Origin of the sequence: Mucilaginibacter rubeus (genome assembly GCF_014643835.1) — a bacterium.
GTDB lineage: Bacteria > Bacteroidota > Bacteroidia > Sphingobacteriales > Sphingobacteriaceae > Mucilaginibacter > Mucilaginibacter rubeus.
On sequence record NZ_BMKD01000001.1, the window covers coordinates 799,883 to 814,402 of the forward strand.

14 protein-coding genes are annotated in these 14,520 nt (G+C 40.4%); 9 read left to right on the forward strand and 5 right to left on the reverse strand.

What is annotated here, in order from left to right:
- Positions 1-11: 11 nt before the first annotated feature.
- A complete protein-coding gene (locus IEX80_RS03165) occupies positions 12-245 on the forward strand; it encodes a hypothetical protein (RefSeq protein WP_090525490.1) in 234 nt (77 codons plus the stop codon).
- Between the two features lie 57 nt (positions 246-302).
- On the opposite strand, the gene IEX80_RS03170 is transcribed toward IEX80_RS03165, so the two are convergent.
- Positions 303-1,697 carry an arginine decarboxylase gene (locus IEX80_RS03170; protein ID WP_090525492.1) on the reverse strand — a complete coding sequence of 465 codons (1,395 nt, stop codon included), beginning with the start codon at positions 1,695-1,697 and terminating at the stop codon, positions 303-305.
- A gap of 230 nt (positions 1,698-1,927) precedes the next feature.
- Positions 1,928-2,908, reverse strand: coding sequence for a GlxA family transcriptional regulator (locus IEX80_RS03175; protein ID WP_090525495.1), 981 nt, complete (start codon positions 2,906-2,908; stop codon positions 1,928-1,930).
- Between the two features lie 158 nt (positions 2,909-3,066).
- Between IEX80_RS03175 and IEX80_RS03180 the strand changes: the two genes are divergently transcribed.
- From IEX80_RS03180 to IEX80_RS03190, 3 genes are all read left to right on the forward strand, one after another.
- Positions 3,067-3,489: a DoxX family protein gene (locus tag IEX80_RS03180; RefSeq protein ID WP_090525498.1), complete on the forward strand. Its 423-nt coding sequence runs from the start codon at positions 3,067-3,069 to the stop codon at positions 3,487-3,489.
- A 62-nt stretch (positions 3,490-3,551) separates the two neighbouring features.
- Positions 3,552-4,127, forward strand: a complete 576-nt coding sequence (locus tag IEX80_RS03185; protein ID WP_188831890.1) for a dihydrofolate reductase family protein — start codon at positions 3,552-3,554, stop codon at positions 4,125-4,127.
- Between the two features lie 104 nt (positions 4,128-4,231).
- Positions 4,232-4,555, forward strand: a complete 324-nt coding sequence (locus IEX80_RS03190; RefSeq protein WP_188831891.1) for an HTH domain-containing protein — start codon at positions 4,232-4,234, stop codon at positions 4,553-4,555.
- Here IEX80_RS03190 and IEX80_RS03195 read toward each other — a convergent pair.
- Positions 4,537-5,823, reverse strand: a complete 1,287-nt coding sequence (locus IEX80_RS03195; RefSeq protein WP_229701497.1) for a hypothetical protein — start codon at positions 5,821-5,823, stop codon at positions 4,537-4,539. The two genes, IEX80_RS03190 and IEX80_RS03195, sit on opposite strands and share 19 nt — an antisense overlap.
- A 150-nt stretch (positions 5,824-5,973) precedes the next feature.
- Here IEX80_RS03195 and IEX80_RS03200 point away from each other — a divergent pair, with 150 nt between their 5' ends.
- The 5 genes from IEX80_RS03200 to IEX80_RS03220 all read left to right on the forward strand — a co-directional run bounded on the left by IEX80_RS03200 (position 5,974) and on the right by IEX80_RS03220 (position 13,069).
- Positions 5,974-6,345 carry a DoxX-related protein gene (locus tag IEX80_RS03200; protein ID WP_188831893.1) on the forward strand — a complete coding sequence of 124 codons (372 nt, stop codon included), beginning with the start codon at positions 5,974-5,976 and terminating at the stop codon, positions 6,343-6,345.
- Positions 6,346-6,752: 407 nt separating this feature from the next.
- The gene (locus IEX80_RS03205; protein ID WP_176624600.1) at positions 6,753-7,808 is read left to right on the forward strand and encodes a hypothetical protein; all 1,056 of its coding nucleotides are present in this window, start codon (positions 6,753-6,755) and stop codon (positions 7,806-7,808) included.
- The gene (locus IEX80_RS03210) at positions 7,808-8,908 is read left to right on the forward strand and encodes a S8 family peptidase (RefSeq protein ID WP_188831894.1); all 1,101 of its coding nucleotides are present in this window, start codon (positions 7,808-7,810) and stop codon (positions 8,906-8,908) included. Before IEX80_RS03205 ends, IEX80_RS03210 begins: the two co-directional genes overlap by 1 nt.
- Before the next feature lie 47 nt (positions 8,909-8,955).
- On the forward strand, positions 8,956-11,055 hold the full coding sequence (locus IEX80_RS03215; RefSeq protein WP_188831895.1) for a hypothetical protein: 2,100 nt from the start codon (positions 8,956-8,958) through the stop codon (positions 11,053-11,055).
- Positions 11,056-11,332: 277 nt separating this feature from the next.
- Entirely contained in the window at positions 11,333-13,069 is a 1,737-nt protein-coding gene (locus IEX80_RS03220) for a phospho-sugar mutase (RefSeq protein ID WP_188831896.1), read from the forward strand.
- Positions 13,070-13,152: 83 nt separating this feature from the next.
- On the opposite strand, the gene IEX80_RS03225 is transcribed toward IEX80_RS03220, so the two are convergent.
- Positions 13,153-13,569, reverse strand: coding sequence for an RNA recognition motif domain-containing protein (locus IEX80_RS03225; RefSeq protein ID WP_090525518.1), 417 nt, complete (start codon positions 13,567-13,569; stop codon positions 13,153-13,155).
- A 171-nt stretch (positions 13,570-13,740) separates the two neighbouring features.
- A complete protein-coding gene (locus IEX80_RS03230) occupies positions 13,741-14,337 on the reverse strand; it encodes a hypothetical protein (protein WP_188831897.1) in 597 nt (198 codons plus the stop codon).
- Positions 14,338-14,520: the final 183 nt, after the last annotated feature.

Consider the following 14,520-nt stretch of genomic DNA (forward strand, 5'->3'; position numbering starts at 1 on the left):
AGGGTATAATCATGAATGATTATAAAAATGACTATCCTGCTTCCCGGCAGGGTAATATTAAGGAGACCAGGGAAAGTAACATTAAAGACAGCTATAACTATGCTGCCCGAAACAACCCCTGTCTTGAAACAAAAGGTCCTCAAAGAAAACACTTTAAAGTTTTACATGAGGATGGGAGCCTGGCTGATCTTCCGGATCCAAATGTTGAAGGAGCAGGTGTCGGAGATGGCACAATAGGCCGTTAAGCAAAAAAGGTGACCGAAATGGCCACCTTTTTTATGCTGTTATGATTAGATTTACAATTACGTGGTATAACCCAGAATTTTCAATACTTGCTTGCTGTTTTGCTCTTCTCCAAACACCTCAAAGTTAAACGTTTCGTCCCTGTTACGGCGAATGATCACATGCTTGGGTGATGGCAGTAGGCAGTGGTGGATACCGCCGTAGCCACTTAATACTTCCTGGTAGGCGCCGGTATTAAAGAAGCCTAAATATTGCACCTTACGGGTTTTAGGCATAAATACGCTGTTCATATGCGCTTCCTGGTTGTAATAATCCTGCCCGTCGCAGGTGATACCCCCAAGGTTTACACGTTCGTATTCCGAATCCCAGTTGTTAACCGGCAACAGGATATATTTTTGGTTCAACGCCCAAACGTCAGGCAGATTGGTAATAAACGAGCCATCAAGCATCAGCCAGCGTTCGCGGTCGTTTTGTTGTTTACGGCCTAATACCTTGTATAGGATACCAGAAGCTTCGGCTACAGTATACTTACCGAATTCGGTAATGATATCCGGTTCCATGGTATCATGCTCAGCACATATCTCTTTGATCCGGCTTACTATTTCGTTGATCATGTATTCATAATCAAAATCGAAAACCAGTGAATCTTTAAATGGCATACCACCGCCAATATCAAGCGTATCCAGATGCGGGTTTACTTTTTTGAATTTGCAGTAAAGAGTTACATATTTTTCAAGCTCGTTCCAGTAGTATGGTGTATCGGATATACCGGAGTTGATGAAGAAATGTAACAGCTTAACCTGGAAGTTAGGGTTATCCTCAATTTTGTTATGATAAAAATCAATAACATCTTCCATACGCACACCCAAACGTGAAGTATAAAACTGAGAATCAGGCTGTTCTTCAGCTGCGATCCGGATGCCCAGATTGCAAGGGGTGTCCATCTCAATTTCGTCGTCGTAAAGGTTAAATTCTTCTTTATTATCCAATACCGGAATGATGTTTTTAAAGCCATCATGCAGCATATCAATAATATATGTTTTGTACTGGAAGGTTTTAAAGCCGTTGCATATTACGGTTATATCCTTTGTTACAGTACCTTTTTTCTCCAGTGCATCAATCATCGGCATATCAAAGGCCGATGATGTTTCCAGGTGGATCTCGTTTTTCAGGGCTTCTTCAACAATGTGCTTGAAATGCGAGCTCTTGGTACAATAGCAGTATTTATAACTGCCGCGATAGTTGTTTTTGATGATGGCCTGTTGAAACAGCAGTTTAGCTTGCTGGATCTTTTTGGATATCATAGGCAGATAAGTAAAGCGTAAGGGAGTACCGTACGTTTCAATCATCTCCATCAAATTTAGGTCCTGAAAGTATAGTTCATCGTCGATGATCTCAAAACCATCCTGTGGAAAGCCTACACTTAAGTCAAGAAATTCCTGATAACTCTGCATCCTTAAAAATTTTGGGGCAAAAATGTAATTTTTAAACGGAATATTTGGCTATTTGTTAGGATTAATTTTATTGACAGAATGTAATGTTTTTGAGGTAGAAGCCGGATTGGCCAGTACTTACTGCAATACAGCAGGTTCCGGTTGATAATCAATAGATATTTTCGATAATAACAAACCTGGAGTATAGGTGACCGAGGGTTAGCAGAAATTCAAAATTCTGATGGACATACCTATGCTACAGCCGCTTCTTTGTTATATTTATTACGGTAATCAATTGGCGAGAGCCCGGTGATCTTTTTAAAAACTGTACGAAATGCTTTGGCATCGGTATACCCAACATCATACATTACCTCATTGATGTTTTTGGGGGTACTTTCCAATTGTTTTTTGGCTGCTTCAATTTTTACGCGCTGTATATATTCGACCGGGGTATTGTTGGTGGCTTTTTTAAACCGGCGTTCAAAATGCCTGCGGCCAATAGCATACATTGATGACAGGTCTTCAACTGAGATTTTTTCGGTAACGTTATTCTCTATGTATTCCTGGGCTTGCTTTATAGGATTGTCTTCATGTTTTTTTTGCCCGGTGAACATAGCAAATGGGGACTGACTTTTCCGGTCGATCTCTAAAGCATAGATCTTGGCGGCCATGATGGCTATATCCCGACCAGCATATTTTTCAATCAATAACAGTAATAAACTCCAGTAAGAGGTAGCGCCGCCGCTTGAATATAAACCCTGCTGTTCGGTAACAATACGCCCGTCAACCAGCTTCACTTCCGGGAACATATTTCTGAAGGCATCAGCTGTAATCCAATGGCTGGAACACTCTTTACCGTTCAATAACCCTGTAGAGGCCAATATGAATGAGCCGATACAAAGACTTGCTATTTCGGCGCCGTTGTTATATTGGTTGATGATCCACGGTACAAAATCCCGGTTTACGTTTACCGCATTTTGAAGATCGCCGCTTATGGCAGGGATGATCACCATATCGCTTTTTTGCAGATCGCTTAACAAAATATCCGTATGAACCGAAAACATGCCGCCATGCACCTTAACTTCTTTAGAAAGCCCAACCATCTGTACGTCAAAAACAGGTTGCCTCCCCATGGATTGTAAAAAATCGTTGGCGCCTGTAAAAATGGTTCGGGCGTCAACGATGCTGGCTAAAACTGCTTCGTTGGGTATCAGGATGGCAACATGTTTCATTTTATTATTGTATAACTGGTTATCTGGGATAAAGATAGCGAACACTAAAGTCGCAAACAACCCCTTAACAAGTCCTTTTTACGTGCTACACAACTTTATCGCCCGAGATAACTTTGTATCGTTAACAAATATGTAAATCACACAAAACAAATATCATCATGAAACCAAAAACAATTAAAACCCTTTATTGGATCTTTACCGTCCTTTTTTTATTAGCTATGCTTGGCGATGCATACGGAGGGATCACAATGCAGCAGGCAGGCAAAGATTCATTAGCTAAACTTGGTTACCCTTTTTACCTCATGGTTATTATGGGGGCGGCAAAAATAGCAGGTGTACTGGCCATAGCTCAAACCAGGTATCAGGTTATTAAAGAATGGGCTTATTCAGGCTTCACCATCAGCTTTATCGGTGCATTTTTATCATGGCTTGCTGTTGGAGCCGGGGCAGCTATGCTCATTCCGCCGGTAGTTATGCTGCTTGTTATGTTCCTTACCTACTATTTATGGAAAAGGTATGAGCAGGTAAAAGAGCTGGGCTTAACCAATACCAAACTTGCCGGAAATACCGAACTGGCTTAATGTTTTTAGTTTAATTATAAATTCCGGGTTTATCAATAAACCCGGTTTGCTTGTTTATCACCATGCGCAAACTAATTGTATCCTTAAACATTACGCTGGATGGTTTTGTAGCGGCGGAGGATGAGGGCCTTGATTGGCACTATCAATACTGGACGGATGAAATAGCCGAGACAACAACAGAATTGCTTAGCCGGGCCGATACTATTTTATTGGGTAAAAACACCTATCAGGCTATGGCTGCCTATTGGCCTTTTCAGGCCAAGTGCATGAACTTTCCGCGTACGGATATTGCTTATGCAGATATGATGAACAACTACCTAAAAGTGGTTATGTCCTCAACAATGACCTCCGTGTGGTGGAACAATTCATTACTGCTCAAAGGAAATCTGAAGAAAGCTGTTGAGCATTTAAAAAAGCAGCATGGCCGTGACATCCTTACTTACGGAAGCATCAGTGTGGTTAAAAAACTGGTGACCGCGAATTTGGTTGATGAGTACCAGTTTTGGATCCACCCGGTAATTTTAGGCAATGGTAAAGCACTTTTCAAGGGGGTAAAAAATACCTTACCTTTAAAACTGGTTTTAAAGAAAGTTTTTTCATCGGGTGTTATTTTGATGGTTTATCAATCACATAATTAACTTAGGTAACAGAATCAAACCAACCGGGTTAAAACGCATCTTTACTGCTGACACACTGTTGTCAATAGCGCGTTGCACCTTTGTATATAAAAATGTGATCCGTTATGAACAGAGCCGACAGGTTGCTCAGAGTATTGGTGCTGCTGCAAACCAGGGATATGGTTTCTATCGACCTGCTGAAATCACATTTTCATATCAGTACCCGTACAGCCTATCAGGACCTTGAGTGCCTGAAGCAATTAAAAATAACAGTGACCTTTGAAGCTGAAAAGGGGTGTTTGGTTTTAGTCGCAAGCTGCCCTTCACCCGATAGAAAAAATGACATCATTTCTCAGCCTATGCTGGTTATTCCGGCGGCCATAAAAAATGAAATGTTATCAATTATCCCGCGTGTGGTAAATAATGATCCTCAAAACTCATCGTCGTAGTTTACCTTTCCATTTTTTAACCGCACATAATCTACCGATCCTGTACCCTGGAACCGGAAAACAATCCCGATTATTTTAGCCCGACTGATTCCTTTATTCACTGTGTAAATAGGTTTGTTATCAATGAAAATCAGTGCCTTTCCATTGTGTGATTCAATTTTAAGCGATACATATTTTTCAAAATCTACCCCAAAGGCCGATAGATCATGTTTTTTACCGGATGCCTCATAACCTGCAAAATACATGTCGAGATCAGATACACAGCCTTTAGTACTTAGTGGAATCCAGATAGCAGTGCCTTTACACAGTATATAAACAGTACTTAGACGGCAAGCAGCCGCGCCCTCGTTATAGTTGTTTTTTACGGATGTTTCAAATGTGAAATCATCGCTGTAAATCTCGCCGTAATCGCTTACATTGGTATAAACCACAAAAGGAGGGGCAGGCTGCAGGGCAATATTTCGCTCTTTGATCTTTTCGGGCGATAGGGAAAGCTTACCATCGCCTAAGGCATCCATTTTTTCATAATAAACGGGAACAGGCTGCTTTTCAACTACGGGTAGCCATCCGTTCGATTCAATAAACAATTCATGCTGTTTTACAATTTTTCCACCGACAATAAGCTTGGCGTAATAGAAATCGGGGAAATAATAAATGGACGTATGCTGGCGGTCGTTTTTGGAAACGTTAACCCGTAAATGCCTGTCCCATGATTGCTGAATAGCTACCGAATCATATGGAGATTTACTTGCATCAAAATCAAACACAACTGAATTAGGTAATCCTGATGTGATCACCTTTTTACTGCTGAAAGTATAATCCTTAGGGTTGATAGCCGGTGTTGTTTTCGAATGTTCGGTACGTGAAGCTATTATCAAAACCAATAAAATACCCATCAGCGTTAAAGCGCCCAAAGCATAGCGCATTGATCTGAACTGTTTTTTTACAGGCCGGGGTTTCGGTTGAGGGAGATTGACCGATATATCAGCAGGAACAAACCGCATACTGAATACCCTGAAGTTTTCATAACCTAAAAACTGAGCCAGCGTATCCATGGTATAGGTATTGGGCAGGCTGTCATATTTAACTTTGCCCCAGATGCGCTTCAGCGTAACGTGGCTAATAGAAGCGCCGGTCTTCTCCCTTATCTTTTCGCTAAGGTTTATAAAATCCTGGTTCTTCCAGTTACTACTGTCGCCCCAGCCGGTGAAGGCCTCGTATTGTTTTATCAGTTCGGTAATAAGCAACGCTTGTGCAGGCATATCCATTGGTCAAAAATAGCCGGTAAATCAGTTCAAATATTATTTGTACAGGCTTGTACCAACTTGTACAGGCTGTGAATTGCAATAGCCTGGCGGGCGAACTAATTTTATCAGCAATTCGAAAATTAAGCCTAATATACCATAACCTAACCAACAATGAAACAAATACTAAGCAGGATCAGTGCATACATTTATGCCACAGTAACGTTCATATTCGGTATCCAGCATTTTATGTATGCCGATTTTGTGGCAACGCTTGTACCCGGCTGGATCCCATTCCATCTATTTTGGGTATATCTTACGGCGGTTGCACTTATAGCCGCTGCAATTAGTATCTATGTTAATCTGTATGCTCAATGGGGATGTTTTTTATTAGGATGTATGATATGGGTGTTTATTTTAACGATCCATATCCCGCTGCTGATCGACAGTCATTTCGATGCAGGTAAAATAACCAATGCCCTGAAAGATACAGGGCTCGCATCATGTGCCTTTATACTTGCGGCTATCTATGATCGGCAGGGGTAAAATTATATCCTATCGTATGTAACCTGAATGCGTTTGTTGTGTGAACGAAATCAGCTTATCTCATGAACAAAAAAAACGGCCGATACAGTTGCTGTTTGAATAAAGTAGATAATCCTAAAAAGATCATAACTGAACTGGATAAATAGGGAAGCCGAATTGTGCAAACACTTACCAACAATTATATATATCCACCTGTTAGCCGGCTTGCACAAGCAAGCCGGCTAACGGTCATTAAAAGCATAAATTATCCAGCCTCACACCACCTGTCTGGTACAAGTTTAAAACGAGGGAACCTCTGGTTTTTGCGCAAAATTACGTATGAAAATACCGTATTTTAACGGATTGATATTTGGCCGATTGCTTTGTAAATTGGGAAACATTTTTATGTCTGTTAAACCAGCAACCTTATGTTTAATTCCCCAATTATCGATCTTGCGCTCACGCTGTCGTTCACCTATTTTTCGCTCAGTCTAACTGTTAGCACAATTCATGAGTATCTATCCGCTCTGCTTAATAAGCGGGGAGAGTATCTGAAAAATGCTATTGACTGTTTACTTTTTGACCAGGACTGGAAAAAAATAGCTGAAAAGCTTTATAACAATCCGAACATTACATCTTTAAAAAAGGATTTAAACAGTTTGCCATCATATATCCCAGCGGGCAATTTTGCCGCGGCTTTAATGGATCAGTTTAAAGACGATAAAAATATTATCCTTGATATGAATAAGATCAGGGACGTTTTAACAGATGATGGAATAGCGGCACAGGTTGGTATCTCTGCCGGTATCAGGAAACTTCTTCTTAATTTTTATGAACGCGCCCAGGGCGATCTTCAGAGTTTTCAAAAACAGATCGAAACATTTTATAATTCGGCCATGGACAGGGCCTCGGGAGTTTATAAACGATCGTCTCAGCTTATTGTATTTATTATTTCGGTGGTAATCTGTGCCTCCTTGAATGTTGATACCATAAATATTGTGAACAAGCTTTGGGGTAACCAGGAAGCACTGAAACATACAGCCGATAATTTACAAACCGTAGTTAAACAAGTAAACGAAAAAGGATATAATCCTAAAACTGATACGATAAAGTTTGAAGCCAGCAAAGTAACGGTTATTAAAAACATACCTGCCGATACAAGTAAAAACGCACCTAACGGAAAAAAAGTCGCCCAGCAAATCAGCACAGTTAGTACGTTTCTGGTAAGCTCTGGTATTCCTGTAGGTTGGACGGCACAAAATACTCCAGATTTGAAGGGTAAAACATTCTGCCAAAGCCTTTTGTCCCTTTTAATCAAGATAACGGGTTTATTATTAACAGCTATCGCTTTAATGTTAGGCGCTCCCTTTTGGTTCGATTTGATCAATAAAATTGTAAGTTTACGTGCGGCAGGCAAAAAGCCTGAAGAAGAAGCAACCACACCAACTAAGAATACCACCGTAACCGTAAAACCAGTAGGCTAATGCGTATTAAAGTAACCAAGCTGCTCAATACCAGGGTAGGAGGCGCTCATACAACCTATCAAACCGGTGCTGTAAGAGAGCCGGGTGACGAGATAGAAGTAACGGGTACTGTGCAGGGAGAGGAACTTGATGGAAACAATACCTGGTATAAAGTGGGTGACGATGCTAATAGTCATTATTGGAGCGGCGGGGCCGAACAAATAGATGGCGTCGGGAGCAATTATCAGCAATGGATGATTGACTTGAACCTGCCGGAGATTTGGGGCCGGTATGCAGGTACAGGCGTTGGTGTTGCTGTGGTTGACACCGGTATTGCGCCAGGCATAACAGACCTGTTTTATAATCAGAGTAAGTATTATGTTTATGGCGATAATGTTGAGATAAAAGACAACGCCGGTCATGGTACATTTTGTGCTTCCCTTGTTGGGCTACGGAATACCAGCGGCAACTATGTCGGTGTGGCTCCGGGATGTAATTTATTCGCCTGTAAAATATCCGAAAAAAGAACATTTGAAAACACGGAGAGAGATGCCCAAAGATATGCTGACGCGATTAATTGGTGTGCAAAAAAAACTGATATTCATATAGTGTCAATAAGTTGGTCGTCAGGTATAAGTAATGCGGCTACTCTAAGTTTAATTCAGGAGGCTATAAACAATGCCGTAGCTAACAATAAAATAATTGTTTGTTCTATCGGAAATTCGATAGTATTTGGAGATACAAGTAAATATTATCCGGCCTGTTTGAAAAATACAATCGGGGTCGGCATGGTTCCGGATAAGGAGAATGGCTATCCTTGTATAAATGAGTTCCTGTCGCTGGTGATCAATGGCTCGCAAATAAAATCATATGATCAGAATAACGAATTGATAGCTGATAGCGGGAGTAGTTTTGCGACGGCTATTACATCGGGCATAATTGCGCTGATGATTCAAAAAATGAATTTTAGTTATTCATTTGCTACGATCATTGAAAAATTGGCGGCTATGACGCAGAAAACAACCTTCATTATAACCGAAGATGGAAACCCGCCAGCATCCTTCGATCTTCCACTGCTAAAACCCGAACTTTTATTGAATTTTTTTAATGATGTTGTATGAAATATAAATACGCCCCCCTTTTTTTGTTCTTGCTTCTGTCTTGCAAAATGTTTGCACAACAACCCGAAAGGCGCGTTTTTTATGATGTGTTATATTTGAAAAGCCTTTACGACAAAGACGGGAAAATAAGGATCAGCCCGCAAAATAAGCCGCTGTTTGCTTATTATTTTAATCTCAAGAACACCACTAATGTAGATACTGTTATCAAGAAAAACCCTTTTTTTAATTTGAACGGGATTTATGAAGCTGGCGGTGCAAGCGGAGGGACAATACCCAGCCCATCCGGATTACTACAATCCATAGGCTCACTTGATGTTACCAATCTTGCCGACGGTCTTGCAAAGTTTTTAGTGGAACGAACAAAGCAGGAACTTTCCACTGCCTTTTTTTCACGGTTTAAAAAGGAGCTGGATAGTACCAGGCAGTTGCAGTTATTATTTCCGGTTACTTACAAATCACTTACAGCTATAGATGTTGAGATCTATAATTACGCCGCCTATACAGATTTGCTGCGGGAGTCATTTCAGAAAGACCTGGCACTATTACTTCCCAATGTTTCCAATTTGATTGACGACCCGTGCATGGATCAATTGTTTGCTGCCATGCCCCACGTCAGGATAATCTTCATCGATGCCTTGTATATAGCCAACGAGTTTCATGAGGGTTCGCATCCGGGGGATATTTTTCATAACTACCTGGTTAATAAAGCAGGCAATGGCACCTTAAAGCTTGTAAATGAAAATGTATATCCGGCATTGCAAGCTTTTGATCTTTTTTCACAATCATTACGGTCAAATCAGAGAGATAAATACTGGGTCGATGCCGATTCGGCGAAGATGCTGTTTAGTAACCCTGTAACTTTCCAAATCTACCTTGGTTTGCTTTATCAGCAATTGGAAAAAAAAGACATTAATTTTAAAGAGGGGTCAATGAAGCAGTTTCTGAAAGATCGTAGTGGTGACTTTTTAAAGTTTGAGGAAATTTATCAGAGTTATAACATTGAATTTATCCAAAAAGCAACAATAGCAAACAGGTATTTCATTAATTTAAAGCAACTTCAGCAAAAAGGTGAAAATACTTTTAATTACCAGGATTATTACGCGCTTTATAATTCATCACTTAATCTTTTTGAGCAATTATTGAAATCACCATTGCTTTTAAATGTCGACCCGGCCAATATTACTATACCAATGATTGACCGGAAAGACACAAAGATTGATCAGTACCTGTCATCAGCCAGGAGTCTTGGCAACGTTTACATTGATGTTTACGAAAAACAGTACCCATCGGCCATAGTTGAGCTTAGTGGCGTTTACGATAACCTGTTTATTAATAAAGTCGTTACTAACCCAATAAAACAGGATTTAGTTAGAAATCTTGCAGACAAAAAAGCAGAATATGATAAACTGCAGGATGCAGTCGTCAAGACTGCCATAAAGAAAGAAATAAATGAACTTGAAGCGAAAATTGCAGCGTTCACCGAGTGGCCGGCAATAAATAAAATGTTTATTAAATATGCCAATTTTGCCGCTGAGGTATCAAAAGCGAAAAACAGCGACGAAGTAAAAAATGCTATTGAAGCAATTGCTTTACCGGTAGGCAGCTCAACCGTTAAACGCGAGGCTATTTTTAATGTCGCTCTAAACGCCTATGTTGGCCCTTATGTAGGTAAAGAAAAAGTGCACGGCATTGATGAAAAGTATAAAGGCACATACGGGCTCTCAGCACCGGTAGGAATTTCATTTAGCTGGGGGCACCGTTTATTATTTGTTCCTACTGGCGATAAAAAATGGTCGACTTCTGTTTTTGTTTCTTTAATTGATATCGGCGCACTTGCTTCATACCGTTTTACATCCGGAAGTACCCCGGTAGCAAAAGATACCAGCGCCACTGTAGCGCAGGTGCCTAAAATTGAGCTGAAGAATATCATAAGCCCAGGTTTGTTTTTATCTGTAGGCATACCATCCACGCCAATCTCAATTTCGGGTGGTTTCCAGGTTGCGCCAAATTTGCGTAGCGTTAGTTTAACAGGAGCCAATAAAGATGTGATAACTAACACTTACGGCGATAATAAGTTATATACACGTTGGTCGGTGGGGGTTTTAGTTGATATACCGATACTCAATTTGTTTACTAAAGGACGTTAACAGATTTGATCAACGGTTCGTCGGCCAACGATAAATCGAGGGCGAAGGATGGCAGCGCCATTTATAGCTTGAAATTGATAAAACTTTTACTGGAGTATCCTGTTCAGATAACGGTTCGGCGGCTGCCGCTCTTGCCGTGCATTATATTTAAAAGTTATTGCATATTGGGCTGGCATAATTAAAAAGATGATTTAACTTTAAGGCGTTCTGTTTTGATTATTTATTATCATATTTAAAACAAAACCGAATCTGATAAATTGAAAATATACAACCACTTATGCAGGAATTAGACCCCACCATTCTTCAAAAAGCAAACTCATGGCTTCAAGGAAATTATGATGCTGATGTAAAGCACGAAATTCAAAAATTAATTGACGATAAGGCATATACCGAACTGACGGATTCATTTTATCGTGATCTGGAGTTTGGTACCGGTGGCCTTCGCGGTATTATGGGGCCGGGTTCAAACCGTATCAATAAGTATACTATAGGCGCCGCCACACAGGGATTAGCTAATTATCTGAAAAAAACCTACCCCGGCGAAAAAATCAAAGTAGCTATTGCTCATGACAGCCGTAACAATGCCGATTTCTTTTCGACTATTACGGCCGAAGTTTTTTCAGCTAATGACATTTATGTTTACTTTTTTAAGGCATTGCGTCCTACACCCGAGCTTTCATTTGCCGTGCGCCATTTAGGTTGCAAAAGCGGCGTAATGCTTACAGCATCGCACAACCCAAAAGAGTATAACGGTTACAAAGCTTATGGGGCCGATGGTGGGCAATTTGTTTCTCCGCACGATAAGGCCGTAATGGACGAGGTTGCTGCAATCAGCAGCATTGATGACATCAAATTTAACCGTGTTGATGCTAATATTGAAGAAATAGGGGAGGATATTGACGAGCTTTACCTGAGCAAGATCACCGAACTTTCTGTTTCGCCTGATGCTATTGAACGTCAAAAAGATCTTAAAATAGTTTATTCGCCCATCCATGGTACAGGCATCACGTTGGTACCCCAAGCCCTGAAACGGTTTGGTTTTGAGAATGTGATCCTGGTTGACGAGCAAATAACTCCCGATGGAAATTTCCCAACAGTAGTTTACCCTAACCCCGAAGAAAAAGAAGCGCTTACACTTGCTCTTAAAAAAGCCCAGGATACTGATGCCGATCTGGTATTGGCAACGGATCCGGACGCAGACCGTGTGGGTATTGCTGTGAAAAATACCGATGGCGAGTTTATTCTGCTCAATGGTAACCAAACCGGCGCTATGCTGATCAATTATTTATTAAGCGCATGGGAAGAAAAAGGCAAGCTTACCGGTAAAGAATACATTGTTAAAACCATTGTTACCACAAATCTTATCGAACGCATAGCCGAAGCCAAGAATGTTACTTACTATAACACCCTTACCGGCTTCAAATATATTGGCGAGTTAATGACCCATTTTGAGGGTAAACAAACTTTTATAGGTGGCGGTGAAGAAAGCTATGGTTATTTGATAGGCGAACTGGTAAGGGATAAGGACGCTGTAGTTTCAAGCGCATTCATTGCAGAAATGACCGCTTATTACAAAGACAAAGGAAGCAGCCTTTTTGAAGCATTGATTGATACTTACGTGCAATATGGGTTTTATAAGGAAAAGCTGATCTCCCTGACTAAAAAAGGTAAAACCGGTGCGGAAGAAATTAAGGAAATGATGGAGAAATTCCGTACCAATCCTCCGGCCACCTTAGGCGGATCAAAAGTAAGCACGCTTAAGGATTATGAAAAACGTATTGAAACTGATTTAGCAACCAATACAAGCAAACCAATTGAATTGCCTGTATCTGATGTTTTACAATTCATTACCGAGGACGGCAGTATCATCTCGGCCCGTCCGTCAGGCACGGAGCCTAAAATTAAGTTTTATTGCAGTGTGAACGGCAAACTTGAAAGTAAAGAAACATACAGTGAAACAGACAAAAAACTTGACGCTAAGATTGCCTCAATTATGCAGGATCTCGGTGTTTAACTACGGATAATGATGTTTGAAAAAATCCCGGCCGATTGAGATCTGGCCGGGATTTTTTTTAGTATGACCCTATCAGTGGTTTGTTACATCGTTTTTCTGGGGCGCCTTGGTCTGTCACCTCCAGGTGACTGATCATTATTGCTCCGGTAATTGCTTGGGCTATTATAGCTTCGGGTATTGTTAGTTCTGTCACCGGTGCCTCTATTATTGTTGTTGCCGTATCCAAATGACTTACGTGGCGGAGGAGTTTTCTTAACAAAGTCGTCGTTTATTTTTACACTTAATACCCGATCGGCAATGGGCGTACCGTCTAAGGCAATCACCGCGTTCTCGGCCCCGGTGCGGTCCTTCATTTCAAGAAATGCATATCCTTTGCATATCCTTGTTTTTTTGTCGCGTACAATTTTAATCGTTTCCACATCGCCATGTGGACCTATCATTTTAACAAGTTCCAGCTCTGTCATTTCCAGAGGAAAGCCGCCTACAAATAATTTGACCATTTATAAATTGAGATTAAGATGATAGATAACCACCGTACACAAATTTCGTTTGATTTTTTTTAAATAAAGGATGTTTTCGCGTTAAAACCAAAGTTTATTTAATAATTCGTTGTTTTCAAGTCAGTAATGGTCCTGAAGAGGCATTTTGTGACCCTTAATAACAGAACGTCATCAATACAAAACAGAAAACGACTGATATGCATCTTTAAGGAGTACTGAAGGCCGGTTGGCTGCAATTTCGTTTTCAAGGTTTTTATTGCTAAATATAGCTACCCCCATCTCGGTTTTTACCTGGTATCTCAATGACAAATTCAGTGCGGTTGTATCCCAGTTATAAATATCAGCATAAGCGTTCGGGCGCCCTGTAAATGGCCCATATGCTTTTAAGAAATAGTCCAGTATTTTATAAGCGTCAGTCATCTTAAAGAAAAGATAAATGTTCACTATTTTGTTTTTGTAAGCGCGGAAACCTATTGCATCTAATAACAAACTATCTCCCTGTATCAATGAGCTACTGTCTTTATATTGATAACGGATACAGCTGTCTGCATCGGGTTTAGCATCATTATCTAAATAGGTAAACTTACGGGCCGGAATTTGGCTAATGTCCTCACCAAGTGTCAGTCCGCTAATTCCATTGCAAAATTTTAAATACTCAACCGATCCTGGTGTTTTAGACTGTGAGAAAACCAGCGATGGTAAAAGGCAGACTGTTGCAATCAATAGGGTTTTGATGCCTGTTGTTAGAGATTCATAATATGCTTTCATAAGTCAGGTTTTACAATAATAAAAACAAGGGAGATGCCATCTTCGCCCTAAAAATTAGTTTGTATTAATTTTTACTTAAATTTTGAAAATTTGAGTTTATATAATTGAATTTATTGCAATACTTTAATTAGTTACGCACTTCTTGTATAGAAAAGAACGCAGTAATTGAAAATACTGTCTGCT